Annotated in this window: 16 protein-coding genes, 1 riboswitch and 1 other annotated feature; of the genes, 2 read left to right on the forward strand and 14 right to left on the reverse strand. The window is 33.8% G+C overall.

Annotated elements, in window-relative coordinates; translation table 11 throughout:
• Positions 1–206 precede the first annotated feature (206 nt).
• Positions 207–1,067 (reverse strand): Cof-type HAD-IIB family hydrolase, encoded by an 861-nt coding sequence (locus tag M014_RS0106215; protein ID WP_026590943.1) that lies wholly within the window; start codon positions 1,065–1,067, stop codon positions 207–209.
• A 338-nt stretch (positions 1,068–1,405) separates the two neighbouring features.
• Positions 1,406–2,617, reverse strand: coding sequence for a cytochrome P450 (locus M014_RS0106220; RefSeq protein ID WP_026590944.1), 1,212 nt, complete (start codon positions 2,615–2,617; stop codon positions 1,406–1,408).
• Positions 2,618–2,758: 141 nt separating this feature from the next.
• Between M014_RS0106220 and M014_RS0106225 the strand changes: the two genes are divergently transcribed.
• Positions 2,759–3,256: a PadR family transcriptional regulator gene (locus M014_RS0106225; RefSeq protein ID WP_026590945.1), complete on the forward strand. Its 498-nt coding sequence runs from the start codon at positions 2,759–2,761 to the stop codon at positions 3,254–3,256.
• Between the two features lie 97 nt (positions 3,257–3,353).
• Here M014_RS0106225 and M014_RS27965 read toward each other — a convergent pair whose 3' ends face one another.
• Entirely contained in the window at positions 3,354–3,509 is a 156-nt protein-coding gene (locus tag M014_RS27965) for a DUF1540 domain-containing protein (RefSeq protein WP_081810977.1), read from the reverse strand.
• A 189-nt stretch (positions 3,510–3,698) separates the two neighbouring features.
• On the opposite strand from M014_RS27965, the gene M014_RS0106235 reads away from it, so the two are divergent.
• Positions 3,699–4,115: a hypothetical protein gene (locus M014_RS0106235; protein ID WP_026590946.1), complete on the forward strand. Its 417-nt coding sequence runs from the start codon at positions 3,699–3,701 to the stop codon at positions 4,113–4,115.
• A 35-nt stretch (positions 4,116–4,150) separates the two neighbouring features.
• On the opposite strand, the gene M014_RS0106240 is transcribed toward M014_RS0106235, so the two are convergent.
• The 11 genes from M014_RS0106240 to M014_RS0106290 form a co-directional block, all read right to left on the reverse strand.
• Positions 4,151–4,783, reverse strand: coding sequence for a Vat family streptogramin A O-acetyltransferase (locus tag M014_RS0106240; RefSeq protein ID WP_026590947.1), 633 nt, complete (start codon positions 4,781–4,783; stop codon positions 4,151–4,153).
• A complete protein-coding gene (locus tag M014_RS0106245) occupies positions 4,773–6,044 on the reverse strand; it encodes an MFS transporter (RefSeq protein ID WP_026590948.1) in 1,272 nt (423 codons plus the stop codon). The genes M014_RS0106240 and M014_RS0106245 overlap by 11 nt, the downstream gene beginning before the upstream one ends.
• Positions 6,045–6,318: 274 nt before the next feature.
• Positions 6,319–7,554 carry a cytochrome P450 family protein gene (locus M014_RS0106250; RefSeq protein WP_026590949.1) on the reverse strand — a complete coding sequence of 412 codons (1,236 nt, stop codon included), beginning with the start codon at positions 7,552–7,554 and terminating at the stop codon, positions 6,319–6,321.
• A 206-nt stretch (positions 7,555–7,760) separates the two neighbouring features.
• Positions 7,761–8,177 (reverse strand): hypothetical protein, encoded by a 417-nt coding sequence (locus tag M014_RS0106255; protein WP_026590950.1) that lies wholly within the window; start codon positions 8,175–8,177, stop codon positions 7,761–7,763.
• Positions 8,178–8,540: 363 nt separating this feature from the next.
• The gene (locus tag M014_RS0106260; RefSeq protein ID WP_026590951.1) at positions 8,541–9,572 is read right to left on the reverse strand and encodes a DUF1835 domain-containing protein; all 1,032 of its coding nucleotides are present in this window, start codon (positions 9,570–9,572) and stop codon (positions 8,541–8,543) included.
• 69 nt (positions 9,573–9,641) lie between these two features.
• Positions 9,642–10,058, reverse strand: coding sequence for a DUF3995 domain-containing protein (locus M014_RS0106265; protein ID WP_026590952.1), 417 nt, complete (start codon positions 10,056–10,058; stop codon positions 9,642–9,644).
• Positions 10,059–10,314: 256 nt separating this feature from the next.
• Positions 10,315–11,505, reverse strand: coding sequence for a tryptophan synthase subunit beta (gene trpB, locus M014_RS0106270; protein WP_026590953.1), 1,191 nt, complete (start codon positions 11,503–11,505; stop codon positions 10,315–10,317).
• 81 nt (positions 11,506–11,586) lie between these two features.
• Positions 11,587–11,851: a binding site (T-box leader), on the reverse strand.
• 183 nt (positions 11,852–12,034) lie between these two features.
• Entirely contained in the window at positions 12,035–12,802 is a 768-nt protein-coding gene (locus M014_RS0106275) for a DUF3959 family protein (RefSeq protein WP_026590954.1), read from the reverse strand.
• A gap of 361 nt (positions 12,803–13,163) precedes the next feature.
• Positions 13,164–14,696 (reverse strand): alpha/beta hydrolase, encoded by a 1,533-nt coding sequence (locus M014_RS0106280; RefSeq protein ID WP_026590955.1) that lies wholly within the window; start codon positions 14,694–14,696, stop codon positions 13,164–13,166.
• 260 nt (positions 14,697–14,956) lie between these two features.
• Positions 14,957–15,646, reverse strand: coding sequence for a thiaminase II (tenA, locus tag M014_RS0106285; protein ID WP_026590956.1), 690 nt, complete (start codon positions 15,644–15,646; stop codon positions 14,957–14,959).
• A gap of 130 nt (positions 15,647–15,776) precedes the next feature.
• Positions 15,777–15,885: riboswitch (TPP riboswitch) on the reverse strand.
• A 99-nt stretch (positions 15,886–15,984) separates the two neighbouring features.
• Complete coding sequence (locus M014_RS0106290; RefSeq protein WP_026590957.1) at positions 15,985–16,704, reverse strand: MBL fold metallo-hydrolase; 720 nt, start codon at positions 16,702–16,704, stop codon at positions 15,985–15,987.
• Positions 16,705–16,760: the final 56 nt, after the last annotated feature.

Raw genomic sequence — 16,760 nt, forward strand, 5'->3', positions numbered from 1 at the left:
TTAAAAAGTGTTCAAAATGGTATATAACTGCCTTTCCATACGTGTAATAGAATTAAAAAATTCACAAATTATTCACAAAATAATTTAAAAATATATACAATACTACCAATATATTCTATATAATGAGCTGTAATAAGGCTTCTATGAATCTCATAGAATACCTTACCCCTAATAAAAGTAAAAAAGAATCCTTTGTGGATTCTTTTTTACTTTTTTTCTATGACATATTGATAAAGAGCATGTGCAACACCATGTTCTTCATTCGATCGTGTTTCATAGTGACAAATCTTTTTAATTTCGTCTACTGCATTTCCCATCGCGATAGACATATGTGCTTTTTCCATCATTGAAATATCGTTAAGACCATCGCCTATCGCAACGGTATTCTCTACCGGAATATTAAGATGTTCAGCTAAAGTATATAAACCATTACCCTTTTGAGCGTCACGATGGTTAATCTCTAAATTATGCCAATATGAAGCAGTAATTGCTAGCTCTGTATTATGTTGAAAATGCCTTTTTAATTTTTGTAATTTCTCTATGTTATAGGAAAATGGTAAAAGCTTATGCACATAAATCTCTTCTGCTAATATTGATTTACAGCTTTCTGTGATATGAAATGCTGTATGTTCAAGATACAGTGCTGCGATGACCTCAAGCTCTTGCTGATCCATATCTTTATTTGATCTTTTTATCCATTCTATTTCATGATTTACACTTTCTTCACCATACGCCGGAACGTATACACCTCGATCTGTATACAGTTGATAATACATACGATTTTGTTCAAGATACTCGACAATTTCAAAGGCTTGTTTATTTTGAATTGGATATCTTTTCATCATTTTTTGATTCGTATAAATAAGAGCTCCGTTTTCTGCAATAATTGGACACTGTAAATTCGCTTCCAGTAAAAGTCGTTCAATATCGACAATAGAACGTCCTGTACAAATCGCTATCACATGCCTCTGCTCCTGACATTTTTGAATCGCTTCTGCATTTTCTTTACTAATCATTTTATTTCTTGAAAGAAGAGTTCCATCTAAATCAATCGCAATTAATTTCATTGTTTCGTCACCACTTTCTATAAATAAACATGCTCATATAAAGTGAAACCACTAATTAGTAGCCTTCACGAATCAGGATTATATGGGCAGTTGATTCCTCTATTTCCTTCCACTGAAATCGGATGGCTTCTTGTTCGTAAATAGTAGGATAAACAGATAAATCAGGTATCGTTTCCATATTTACTTTGTCAAACCCAACTTAGTTATAATTTATGAAAAGCGTTTCATGTCAAGAGATATTTTTAAATTCGTTTGAAAATATCTTAGATATTATAAAAAACATATTAAAAAAATGAAAACACCTACATAAAATAGGGGTTTTCATTTTTTAATACGCTTTATTCCTTCAAAAGAATAGGAAGTTGTTTTAACGTTTGTTCATTCTCTAATACACAGTTCGCTAAATGAAAGGATGGTGAAAGCTCTAGCTTTTTAAAATTGCTAATAAACGTAGTTAATGCAACTTCAGCTTCTAAACGAGCGAGTGGTGCCCCTAAACAAAAGTGTGGTCCTTTGCCAAATGTTAAATGTTTTTCATTTCCAGATCGATGTAAATCAAAGCGATCTGCTTGCGGAAATTTATTCTCATCTAAGTTGGCAGCACTTATCCACGTAACAATCATTTGTCCTTTTTTCATTTTTGGTCCAAATATTGTTGTATCTTCTGTTATAGTACGGGCTAATGTAACTGGGAAACGATAACGTAGTACCTCTTCTATCGCTTTAGGAATCAGCTCTGGACTTTCGCCTAACTCTTTATATACCCCAGGTGCATCTACTAAAAAGCAATAAAAGCTATTAATAATAAGGTTTGTAGTGGTTTCATTCCCCGCGGCTAATAGTCCTAATGAAAATGTAACAATTTCCTCGTCAGTCAATCTTTCTCCTTCATACTCTGCTCTGATCAGGTCTGAAATAATATCTTCTTTCAAATGGTACCGTTTCTCTTGAACAATTGGGAGAAGATAAGCTTTAAATTCATGTAAAGTGACTTCTTTCTGTGTATCTAAATTGCTAAACTTCTCTTTGCTATATGGCATGAACAAAATATCTGACCACATCTTAATTTGTTTTCTGTCTGTTGTTGGAACACCTAATAAATCAGAAATAACAGTTACAGGTAGAGGTGCAGCAAACTGCTCTACAATATCGATTTCATCAAAATGATTCATATCTTGCACAAGTTCATTTGCAATTGCTTGTATCCGTGGTTTCCACTGCTGAAGACTTCTTGGGGTAAATGCTTTTGAAACAATTGATCGAATGTTTCGATGCTCTGGAGGATCAGAAGAATTTAAATTTACTCTTGTTTCTAAAGGAGGAATGGAAAATTGACGACGATCTCTTCTGCTTGAAAATAGGCGATAATCAGATAAAACACGGTTCACATCATCATATAAAAAGACATTCCATACATCTTGCTCCGCATCATAATAGACCGGATGATTTTCTCTCATATGCTTATACCACTCATAAGGATTCCACAGCTTTTCTTTTGTTTTAAGCTTTGAAATTTCATGAACCAAAATTACATTTTCAGGCGAATTCATAGTTCTTTCCTCCCTTTTCTATTAAAATAAAAAGTAATAGGTAGGCAGTTCAAAGATGTACAGACTAACATATGTTATTTTAACATATATAAAGGAGATATTTACGGATAAAAACTTGAGAAAAAATTAGGGGGGATACATATGTATGTTGATATTTTACTACTCGCAGAATTAACTTCTGGACCAAAGTATGGTTATGAAATAAAGAAAAACATTCAAAATCGTCTTGGAGAAAATTTTGAACTCAATCATAACATGCTCTATCCGGCTCTTCGGCGTTTTGAAGATATGGGAGCAATTACAAAAAAGGTCCATCAACAAATAGGTAAACCAAACCGTAACATTTATGCCTTAACTCAAACGGGTGAAGAAATCTTTTATGAAATGATGCGAGAGTTTCCAGAGAAACTAGCTTCTAATGATGCTGAATTTCTTGTACGTGTTGCATTGTTTGAGAAGCTGGATTACGAAGCTCGAAAAGAAGTTTTAACGACTCGTCAAAATGTGCTATATACACAATTAACATCTATTCAATCTTTATCTGAAACATCACTTTTTATTTCGGAAGTCGTACAGCAAAGTAAATCACGCATTGAGCATGAACTAGCTTGGATTACTTCTCTCATGAAAAAAATATAGAAAACTACAAAAAAGAAAATACAGTGAATGAAAATGAAATTTATTATCAATACTATAATTATTAAAAGGGCAACCACCTGCGGTTACCCCTTATTATTTAAGCTTCAGGAATGAAGGTTTTGCAATCAGTTTCTTCCGTTGTAGATGCTTTGTTACCTTTATGGCTCACTACATAAATTGCCTCTGCATTACATTTGTTTCCGTTACCCCAAAATTGACAGTTGTTTACTTCACATAAAACATCTTGTGCCATAAGTATCACACCTCCTTATTCTTTTATCATTAACAAATTTGAGAGGTATGATACTTCTATTTTTTATTTGTATTGATACTACGCTTAAGAATGATCATGTAGAATTAGACAAGAGAAACATTTTCCTCAAACTTTTTTTCTGTTATATAATTGATTTATTATTTTATAAATGATAAAGGAGATTGCATAATGAAAGATCCGTGGAATCCAACAACGAAAGAAATTATTGAATGGGCTTATACCGAAGATGCTATTTTCCCTGAACAAGACTGGGACTTATCGGTATGCAATATCACTAATGTCGCGGAAATGATACTGAATATTGCAAGTGATACAAATTGCCCCAACCAAGTTTTTTTTCTTCATTGTTTATATCTATTAGTTGGAGATGCTATTCGGACTAGCGGAAATACATATAATATAGAATCACTTCAAAATATCTTACAAAGTGCTGCAAATTCAACGAATACAGATATTTTAAGGTGGGTTGAGCGCTCCCAAACCCTTCTATCTAAACCAGAAACATTTTGTTACGACTTATGGTGTGATGGTGGTTTTGTTTATAAAATTGATAAAATGAATGAAAAAAGGAGGACTCATCTTTAATCATGGAGCCCTCCTTTTTTGCATATTTTTCACACTTAAGCGTCTAATAATTTTTTCAACGCTTCCATATCCCCACTTACAATCGCATTAATATTTTCAGAAATAATTTTTATATCCAAGTGCCACCACTTTATTTCTAATAGTCCATTTATGATTTCGTCTGAAAATCTCTTTTTAATTTCAACGGCAGGATTGCCACCGACAATTGTGTACGGTGGAATATCTTTAGTGACAACAGATTTTGTAGCAATAATTGCTCCGTCCCCTATCTTCACTCCAGGCATAATTGTCGCATCCATACCAATCCATACATCATTTCCAATAACCATATCTCCTTTAAATGGTAAGTCAGAAAGTTCCGGTGTGAATCTTTCCCATCCATGACCGAAAATATTAAATGGATACGCTGAAAATCCATCCATTCTATGATTTGCGCCATTCATTATAAATGTAACACCGGGTGCTATGCAGCAAAATTTCCCCATAACCAATTGGTCTCCAAAAATTTCATAATGATATAGCACTTGATCTTCAAATGTTTCCCCGTTTTTCGAATCATAATAAGAATAATCTCCAACAATAATATTTGGTTTTGTTATTGTATTTTTAATAAAATGAACACTCTTGTTACTTTCGATAGGATATTTCACATTCGGATTAGGATTCATGTTGGACGACACCCTCCTCATTTGAAGTTCCTACTACTGGTTTCAAATTATATATTGGTAAAATAAATAATGAACCAATAATAAATAGTAATGCTGTTCCTTCATACATTGTACTTAGTGAAAATACTTCTTTTAATGAACCAGCAATGCTCATCGTTAATACCATTGAACCTGTAAATAAAGGACTCAAAATTCCATTTACCCGTCCAATAAAGTCTGTATCCGAATTTTGAATAATAAGTGTGTTTATCCCAATTTGGATACAAGGAAGAGCTAAACCACTGAAAAACTGAGCGATAAGTGTGATCCATAAATTTGTAGAAAACCCAATGATACCGATGCCAATTGCCTGTGCTAACATTCCTAAAATTAACATCTTTTGCGGCGCAATATTTTTCGCAAATACCATCGCTAAAGCTCCGCCAATAATCATTCCAGCACCATTTACAGTTAATAGCCATTGTAAGCTTTCTTTTGATAGATCTAATTGTTCTGTCACGATAAAAATACCGAGTGGCTGAATCAGCCCAATCCCTAATCCTGCTGCCATAAAACAAATACCGAGTAATGTTAATGCTTTCTTTGCTTTTACATATTTAATTCCATCCACCATTTCTTGCAGCAAACTCATTTTTTTCTTTTCTTCTTGTTCTTCAACATCTTTTGGCAGAAATAACAAAACTAAAGCCGCAAATAAAAAAGCAATACCTGTCACAATAATAGAAGTGTAAATTCCGAAGGCTTGAAATATAAACGTTCCAAGTATAGGACCTAATACCATGAAAATCGCAAAAATGGTTTGATATAATGACATAGCCAACTGTACTTCTTCTGTAGATAGATGTTGTTTAAATAATTTCATACCTGAAGGCTGTGAAAATTGCGAAAGAATTGCAGAGATAAGTGTGACGAAAAATACAACTTTCCAACTTCCAAAGATCAGCGTAAGCAATACTGCAAATACTGATAAAGAACTTAAAGCTTCGCACCAAATCATCGTTCTTTTTGGTTTCCACCTATCCGCGAATGTGCCTCCTATAAATGAAAAAATGAAAATTGGTGCAAATTCTGCAACTGAAATCATTGAAATAGCAAATGCATCACCATTCGTCATATCCATTACATACAGCAGTACCGCAAAGTTTCGGATCCAAATTCCTATCTGGAGAAATAATGCTGAAGCAATAATTGCTTGCACAAATCGATTTTTTAATACTACAGATACACTAGCCTTTTGTTTTGTTTCTACATCCATTGACATAAAAAAGCCTCCTATTCCACATTCTAAATAGGAGGCAGCACAATCATATTATAAAAGACAGGTCTATTCGCAGCGCGAAAATACATCCCTTTTACATATAAAAATGTACATACTAATCCTATTCAGAAGAATATTTCGTTTTTTAACGAAGATTTCTTGAAAAATAGAATTAGTTGATCATTGGGATGTCTTCACCCTTCCGTTTCGATTTAAAATTACACATACATACTCTATGTGAACAATTTAAAATATATGCATGTCACAAATACCTATTCTAGAAAGATAATGGTAATTCCTCTAAAGATCGCATTAAATAATTCCCCTGCCACTTAATTTTTTCTCGCTCACCTTTTATTTGTATATTAGGCATACGTTTTAGCAATGTAGCAATTGCAATTTTTGCTTCTAAACGAGCAAGCGGTGCTCCTAAACAAAAATGACTTCCATGTCCAAATGCAATGTGGCGGTTATTTTCCCTCGTAATATCAAATACGTCCGGATTCATAAAGACATTCTCATCACGATTTGCTGATGCTAGTGAAATGATTACCATATCCCCCTTTTGAATCTTTTGATCATGAATTACAAAAGGTTCAGATGCCCAACGTGCCGTCGTAATTTCAACTGGAGAATAATAACGTAATCCTTCTTCAATTGCTGAATCAATAAACTCTGGCTTTTCTTTTAATAACTGTAGTTGATCTGTATTCTCTAGTAAAGCTAATACAGTATTTGTAATTAGATTCACAGTTGTTTCATGCCCGGCTACAATAAGTAACATAATCATTGAATAAAGCTCTGGTGCGCTTAACTTACTTCCTTCACTTTCAGCTTGAATTAATGCACTAACTAAGTCTTCTTTCGGCTCTTTTCTTTTCACATCAACCAAATATTGAAGATATGTAATAAATTCAGATAATTTCATTTCATTATCCTTTATTTCTTCTGGCGTTTCAGGTGAAGCAATTACCTCATGTGACCACACTCTAAACTTTTCTTGATCTTCTTTTGGAATACCGAGCATTTCACTAATTACATTGATAGGTAATGGGAATGCATAATCATTCACAAGGTTCAGAGAATTTGTATGTTCTACTCGGTCTAATAAAGTATCTGCGATATTCTGAATACGTTCATCTAATTGTGAAATCATTTTAGGAGTAAACGCTTTTTGAACAAGTGCTCGCAAACGACTATGATCAGGTGAATCTGAATTTAACATATGCTTCGTTAAATAGTCACTATTCTCAAGAGAATGAAATGGTTTTAACCCCTCTTGAGAAAATACATTTTCGGGATTTTTTTTCAAGCGAGAATCCTTTAAAAGTGGTAATGCATCTTCATATCTTGTAATAAGCCATTCTGTCCACAATTCACTCTTACATACGAATAAAATAGGTTGTAATTTACGTGATTCTTTATAAATCTCATAAGCATCTTCTTTAAAATCTGCAGAAGCTAAATGAATACCATCTTCTATTTTTCTACCAACCTTGTTTTTTAAAGACATTGCACTCCCCCACTTTCATGTATTTGTAAAAATCAATTCAATATAAATTATAACTTAACAAAAATAAGAAAATTGTAAATTTTTTGTTATGATCTTACTTTATATATTGAAAAACAATTAAATAATGGCATTTTCAAAAAAAGCAGGCAAGAAGAAAGTATTTTCCTCTCGCCTGCTAAAATTCTTTTTTCTTAGTTTATTTTTTGCTAAGCAAAGCACATGAAATTACTAATTTGTTGATATCGATAACTAACTTTTTGGCGACGACCAGCTCGCCATGTGTAACCTGATACTCCATTTCTTCTTACCTCAGTTGGGAAAAACCATAAATCTCTTCCAAACGGACCTGGTCGGTGTAAACGTAAGTATCCCCATCTCCCTAAACAATTACACATCCATGATTTTATATTACCGCTTTGTGCAGGAGCAGCGAACGTTGATGGTACAGAAGGAGCTTGAGATGGTGGTTGTGACGTGGGTGCATCTTCTGCATCATCAGGTCGATATTCCTCAAGTTCCACATCCCTCATTTCATCAGATGTTTCATAGCCAGAAATTTGCGGATTATAGTATGTTGTTTGATTATAATCTACATATGGAAAATAAGTTTGTTGATTATACATAACAAAATCACCTCCTATGATTTATTACTTTATCCAACATATGTTGGATTGCTTTTATATGTAGCTTATTTATGTAGCCCAAAATAACGCGGAGAGATTTAAGGATTCAATCAACCACTCTTCTCTTCTTGAAGTAAAAAAGATGTAAAACTTTATCTCTTAAATCAAAGAGGTCGAAATGAGCTTTGATTAAACTTTTTATAAAGCACAGAGATTTTTAAATTCAAACGTCAATACGATATCTAATATAAAAACTTCTGTATACAAAAAAAGTGCCTATGTGACATGACATAAGCACTTTTTTACTATTAATTAACCAGTATACATTACCTACACTACATTCGAAACAGCACCTAATGTTTGTCACTTTTTTAACCGAACACTATAATAGCGCATCGCTTCCAAAGTCCCTTCCATTTCGAATACACCTTGTTTAATTAACGTACGCAAACGATATTCAAGAAAAACATCGCCAACTGACTGTTCTATCTGACCAAGAACTTCTCCAATAAGCCTCGCTGATTTATAAAATTGTTCTTCTGCTCTTTCTCTCTCCAGGTTCTTTGCACATTCAATGATAAAAGAATCGAAGTAAGTTTCTTGCACAGATGAAACTTTATGATTTTCCCAAATTCGTAATAAATTTTTCGTTTCAGAAAACCGCTGCCATTCTTGTTCAAATTGTTGTCGCGATTTTTCAGTAAGTACTGTACCATTCTCATACGTCTCATAAATTGTTGCTAGCTGCTCGGGCGTTAACGCACTCGTCCCGTGAATCCCATAAATTTCATTCTCTTTTTGAAACAACTCTTTATGAGCCTCTGCTGTATTAATGATTCGAATATTTTTCTTATTTCTCAAATGAACAATTGCAAAACATAGTCCAACATGTTCATTTGCATTCTCTCCACTCCAAATCGTAATTGGCGTATCCCTTGGAATAGACTGTAGTTCTTTTAATGATTGAATAAACTTTGGTAAATATTCTTCTTCAAAATATAAATCTTCTAAATTTAAGTTTTTCGATAACCATTGCTGTCTCAAATGTTGTCCAGCGATTGTCTCCAGCTGATTGATTGGACCAATCGAAAAAAACTCTGAAAATGAAATAACATACTCTTGCTGCAATTTCTTTTTCTTTAACATGTACTTTAAACAACCTGCACTAGATTCCCCAAAAGTAATATGAATGTGCGTGCTCTCGGATATATTTTTCTTATGCAATTTATTATCTATCAATTCGTTCGGAATGCTCGTTAAATATGTAAATGAGTCTTCGTTGTAATTATTTTTTAACAAATCTAATTGCACTAAAATACCTTGAAGTAACTCTTTCGCTTCATCTTCTTGCATTTCATTGACGACTTTTTTTATTTTTTCTATTGTTTCTATCATTTATTTCCCTCTATTCATAAAATGCTATAATGTTTAGTGTAACATATATAAAATAACCTCTTTGTTTTTTTATGAAATAATAGCTAAAAAGAATGAAAAAGATAAAAAAGCACATAGTGGAATAAACAACATGCTGTCCATTTTAGCAAAATACGTATCTTTTTTCTTTTTAAAGATGCCAAAATAATTAAATTCTCCAACCACTCTTAATCCAAACACCAACATACAAATCCAAGAACCACTTCGAATGATCATTTGAGGGATAAATGAAGGAATTATTTCTATCTCCCATAGTAAAAATAAAGCTGCAATGCTTAATAAGAGCGCAACTAATAATGTCATACCCATTCCAGGAGTGAAAGTTTTTTCTCCTGACTCAGTTGGAATCACTGCATTTATCCCCCATTTTCCGCCAAATGCCCAGTAAACATGCAATATACTAATACACATTAAAAGACATGCTGATATAGCGATGATAATAAGCAATATTAACACCTCCAACAATGTATTCTCTACCCCACTTAAGAATATTAAATAAAATAATACTTAGCAACCTATTTTAAAACCGTACAATAAAGTGAAACTTTAATCAGAGAGGGGCCTTAATTATTAGTTGAACCAAATGCTCGTTAATGCGGGATAAATGTAAGTATGCTAAATTCACAAGAAAAAAACACATAGAAAAGCGATTTTCTGCCCAAAACTGAACCGAAAATCGCTTTTTAAATCCTTCGACATACATTTATTTTCGATTATTCATTTCAAACACTTGTTGTACATCTTTATCACCGCGTCCCGATAAATTAACAATAATACTTTGATCGTTTCGTAAAGTTGCTGCTAATTTCATTGCATACGCCACTGCATGGGAACTTTCTAATGCAGGAATAATACCTTCTACACGAGACAATTTATGAAACGCTTCTATCGCTTCGTTATCATTAATTGCTACATATTCTGCACGACCTGTTTCTTTATAATAACTATGCTCTGGTCCAACACCTTGATAGTCCAATCCCGCGGCAATGGAGTGTGCATCTGCAATTTCTCCATTCTCGTCTTTCATCATATAACACTTAAATCCATGGATAATACCAGGCTCTCCTGCTGTAAGTGGTGCTGCATGCATACCTGTTTCAATCCCTTTACCACCTGGTTCAACACCTACCATATTTACTTCTTTATCATTATAAAATGTGGCAAATAAACCAATCGCATTACTTCCACCACCTACACAAGCAACCAAATAATCAGGTAGACGTTGTTCTTTTTCAATGTGCTGTGCTCTTGCTTCTCTTCCAATTACAGCTTGGAAATGACGAACAATTGTTGGATACGGATGTGGTCCCAGTGCAGAACCTAATAAATAAAATGTACTTTCATAGTTTTGAGCGTAATCTTCAAGCGCCGCATCTACTGCTTCTTTCAGAGTGCGTCCCCCTTCTTGTACAGCAATTACCTTTGCCCCTAATAATTCCATACGAAATACATTTAATTGTTGACGTCCTGTATCCATTCCTCCCATATAAATCATGCAATCTATTCCGAACATAGCGCATGCAGTAGCTGTAGCCACTCCATGCTGTCCCGCTCCAGTCTCTGCAATGATACGTTTTGCTCCCATTCTCTTTGCGAGTAAAATTTGTCCTAATACATTGTTAATTTTATGTGCTCCAGTATGATTAAGATCTTCTCTTTTCAAATAGATTTTTGCACCACCAATTTCTTCACTCAAACGCTTTGCATAGTAAAGTGGATTAGGCCGCCCTACATATTCTTTGAGATAGTATTCATATTCTTTTATAAACTCTGGATCATCTTTATATTGATTAAATGCATCCTCTAGATGAATTAAAGCCTCTTGTAGTTGTTCTGGTACAAAACTACCTCCGAATTTTCCAAAATATCCATTTTCCGCATGTAATAAATTCATGTTACTTCCTCCCTTTAGTTATTAATTGTTGAATAAAAAAAGCGTGTGAACGCAAAAAACCCCCTACATGCATTAAAGCATGTAGAGGGCGATATATACGATTATACCGTGGTGCCACCTCTTTTGATTCTTTGTCACATAGACTAAGAACCCTCTCGTTTTTGGATACGGAAAAACAAATTCGATATCCTCATCCTTATAACGGCGGAACCCGGGTCGCATACTCCTAACGTTTCAGCGTACCTCTCCTAAGCCCATTCAGTATAATCTATCGTACTGGATCGCACCATCTCCAGCTCTCTGTAACGCATCAATTAAACGTACTTTTCTTAGTCAACGATTTTTATTATTTAAATTTAAATATGATATTATCCGATTGTTTATGTTTTGTCAATAAAATTTGAAAATTCAATCTCTTTTTCCATCAGAATCTAGAAGGAATATCTAATATACGTAATTAAAAAAACGCAGTACCCTTTCATCATAAAATAGGGCATTGCGTTTTTAAATATTTGTCTAGGAATCTCCTCTACGCATTATAACGATTTCTTCTTCGTTCCATTCTTGTTTGACCTTGCGTTGTTTCTATTTCATGATGTTGATGCTCCGTTTGCGTTGTATGATACATTGGCACTCTTTCTTCACGATTTGGTTCATACGTACGTGTTTCTTTTGGGTTAGAAGATTTTCTACTGAACTTTGGTATCTTCACCTTCAATCTTGGTAAACTCGGAATGCGAATTTTAAAATTCGGTTTAATTCGTTTCTTTTTTTGTTTGAATAGATTTGTTGTTTCTTGTTTTTCATTGATACTACCACGCTTTAGCATGTTGGCAAACAACCCACCAAGTATAAATCCGACTACTAGTAAGAGTAGATACAGTCGTTCTGAAGTTAATAAGTTCAGAACACGTCCAAGAACAGCTAATGATTGGGTTTGTTTTATATCCCACAATAAACCACCCCATAATGTCAGTAATCCTAAAGTAATTGCATAGGTACGGAATCGGAGTATAAGTGGAATTACCGCAATACATGCAGCGATTTTTGCGTTTGCTAGTAACGAGCTAGTTGTTACGTATTGGTTCCAAATTGAGAGCAAGAATGTGATAAATATAGTGTAAGCGAGCCAACTACATATTCGTGAATACATTCGTTTTGCATAATAGCTTCCAAAGCTCGTGAAAAACAACAGTCCTCCTAAATAAAATGACAATTCAAGAGGAATTTTTTTCATAATACCTGCAATTGGGAACAGGAAGCTGAGTACCATTAAAAGCACATCAAGTTTCTTCAAAACTCTCATCCCTTTCTTTTTTCTATCTTTCTTCTATATTACTAAGCAAATTTTCTTGTTTTTTAGCATGTTTCTCACTTCCACCAAATTATCGTGTATATGCATGCAAATAATAACATTCCTAAAAAACATCTTAATCCTACTAGTACTAAAAAGTAAACAAAAAAACAAGGCTATACTTGACAATAGAGATCTAGATTTGTATAAAGAAATGACAAATCCCGCTATTTGTAAATTAGCGGGATTTTCAAATTAGCCTTTTGTACTACTTCTTGTTCTTTTCCTATCCAAAAGTTGGTATTTTAAAAATGATTTTATCTTACATGTAGAAAATCGTAATTAAATGATACTGTCCCTATTCTTATTTCGATCTTTCTTGCACCCAAGTAGCGATATCATTAATAACATACTCAGGGATATTGGCAGGACTATAATATTCATCCGGTCTACTTAATTCCCCATCACCTTCTGTAAAGAAGTGATTTAACTTCGGATACAGTCGATAATCTACGTTATCTCGTTCTTTTAATTGTTCTTTCCAAAGAGGAATTTCGATTTTTGATTGAACTTGATAGTCTCTTTCTCCTTGAATAATAAGAAGAGGTGTCTTTTGTTCTTTGGACATTTCTGCTGCTTTAGTTTTACGGATAGAATCCCAAAATACTGGTGATCCTAAATAAAAATCTTTTGGAGGGTTTTTGCTAGAAAAATTAGGATCATTTAATAATTCAAATTGCGATTTGTAAAATTTATATTCTTCAGGTTTCATTCCTCCAATAGAAAAAAGATACTCAAGCTGATCCAAAACAACATCTTGGATCGTACGAGCGGGTCCTCCCATCACAATTGCTCCAGCAATATTTTGATTTTGGTCTTTTTCGATCATTTTTGGAACCATCATTCCACCTTGACTATGGCCAAGAATATAAATTTGATTCTTATCTATCATAGATTCATTTTGAAGAAAACGAGTTGCAAGAAGTGCATCATCCGTTGTCTCTTTATCAACTGTATAAAAAGGACTAAATTGTGTCTTCAATCCATGTTCATATGTTCTTTTATTATAACGAAGAACAGCAATTCCCTTCGAAGCAAGACCTTCAGCTAAATCGCGAAATGGTTTTAAAGCAAACGCAGTTTCATCCTGATCGCTTGCTCCAGATCCTTGAACAAGAATTACCGCTGGGAACGGCCCCTCTCCCTTTGGAACAGACAATGTCCCTGGTAATGGAAACGCGCCACTTCCGACTACTACTTCTTTTTCAACAAATGATTCCGACTTACTATATGATGGTCGCTCTGCAACAGTACGATACGACATACTAAGTTGAAATTCATCTATTTTTCCAGATGGATCTAATTTAATTAGTAAAGGCACAGTAAATTTTTCAAAAACCAATCCAATCTCTACATTTGTATGAACGGAATTTGTCTCTTTTTGTTTTACCTCTCCAATGCCAATAAAAGAACCTGCTTGTAATTGTACCGGGAGTCCCTTCCAATAACTCTCCAGCCATTCTTCAGATATTATCTTCTGTAAAGAGCGAGAAGTTAAATCAAATGCAGATTTATAATTTTCAGTATGCATATAACGGATAAATTTAAGAGTAGTAGATATAACAGGATTTTCATCATCCGCATTGTCTATTTCTTTCATATTTGAGTTTGACTCTTTTAACATTGAGATGAATGGATGGTTGAACGGATTATTATATGTATTGGGATAAAAGCTTGTTTTCAATACATCTGTATTCCCCCCCTCATATAGACTTGAAGAAATAGCGAAATTTGTAGGTGAAATTTCTTCCTCAGCATGTGAAACAAAAGGAACACTTATCATACAAATTGTACTAACGAGTAAAAACTTATTCCCTATTCGTTTTCTCATTCTCATATTTATTGACTCCTTTCAAAATTAAATTTTTTTAATACAACATTTAGTATTGTAAGGAAATAAAAAGTGTTAAAGAGATTAATAATCTCTCCTCCCTAACATTCAATATAAACTACCTTCCACCTCTTTTTTATTATGTAATTTTTTTATAATATGTAATCAATTAATTACTAAAATTAATTGATTACATGGATAAATCCATACAAAAAAATGACTAAACTAAGTTAGTCATTTTCTATACCCTTGCATCTATCTTTTCCTTATACACCTACATCTTCTACTTGTTCTTCCACTGGCCACTTTTCTAATGTGTAAGCCATCTCCCAAAATGAATATTCATATTGACTGCTAATTACAAAGTGTTGTTTCATTCGCTTACGATCAGCTTCTGTTACTGTTTCCGCAATCGCATCTAATCTAGCAATTTGCTCTTCTACTAAAGTACGGAACCAGTCAGAGCCATATGCGGAAATCCATTCTTGATAAATCGGTTCTTTAGGTTGACATTCTTTTAAACGTTCACCAATTTCATAATAAAGCCAATAGCACGGCAAAATTGCTGCGATAATATCCCCTAAATGTCCTTCATATGCAGCACGATACATATGTGATGTATATGCATAAGCAGTTGGAGCAGGAACGAATGATTCTTTTTCTTCCGCCGTAATACCTAGTTTTTTCGCAAAATTCTCATGTAGTGATAATTCAGCCTGATATGTATTTTGTGCATGGTGTGCCATACGAGCCGTTGTTTCTAATTCAATAGCTTTCGCTGCTCCTAACGATTGGACTCTTGCGAAATGACTTAGATAATATGAATCTTGCAGAACATAATAGCGGAAACTAGCTACATCTAATGTTCCATCTCCTAGTTTTGTAACAAACGGATGATTAAAACTTGCTTCCCAAATCGGATTAACTTCTTTACGTAATAACTGTGAAAATGACATGATAAACCCTCCCATAAACGTTTTGATTAAAACTTGCACCTACTTCAAATAGATGTACAAAATAAAAAAACTTTCTTTACACGCGTAAAGAAAGTGGTTTGGACATCATCAATATTTTAATAAATATCCTCTTCTGTCACTTCCACTTCCCTACGCTAGTATTACCCAGATCAGGTCCTAAGGGTCTCAAAAATATATTTTTGATCTCAGCCTATATAGAGGCACCCCTAGTGGATTACATATAAACTATTTAACTCGATATTTATCATAACATATTCTGGAATACTATCAAATATGATTCATAAATTTAACACTTATAATATATAAGTGCACAAATGTTATCTATCTTCTACTAATCTCTCAATCTGCTCCTTCACATTTGAATTACAAATACCACCGTGATAACAAATTACCGTCTCTATATCAAATTCTAAAAATCTTCTAAGTGATTCTGTAGCTTTTTTCATGTCTGGCGTTGTGTGCGAAACAGGTCCTTTTAAGTTTCCATCAACGCATACCATCGCGTCACCCACAATTAATGTTTTATATTTTTCACTATATAAACTGATATGTCCTGGAGTATGTCCTGGAGTATGAATCACTTCGATACCCTCTAAAAATGGTAGTCTTTGTCCATCTTCTAATGTCCAATTTACTTTAGCTGTCGGCGGATTTTTATATAGTGCTTGCACAACATCTGGAAGTGCCGCCCATTTCTCTTCACTCATTTTATTTGGATCTCCTTTAATAAGGGGCAGCTGTCCTTCAATGTAAGGTTTGTCCAATTCATGGGCGTACACTTCAATAAAATGATCTGCTTTCTGCTGTAATTCAGGAAGACTTCCAATATGGTCTATATCTTGATGGGTTAAAATCACTGCTTGTAATTGTTCAAAAGGCACTCCAATACCAATCATCGTATCGCAAATCGCTTCTAATTGGCCCGGCATACCAGTATCGACTAATATAGCTTTTTTTCCATCCCAAAGTAATGTTGGATTTAATTCGAATTCTTGAATTTTTAATTTCAACACAGCTAGACCGTTTTCTATTTTCATATTACAAGTCCCCCTCGGTACATAAATTAGTGAAGTTATTTTACTTACTAAAATGT

This window comes from Bacillus sp. UNC437CL72CviS29 (assembly GCF_000482345.1).
GTDB lineage: Bacteria > Bacillota > Bacilli > Bacillales > Bacillaceae_G > Bacillus_A > Bacillus_A arachidis.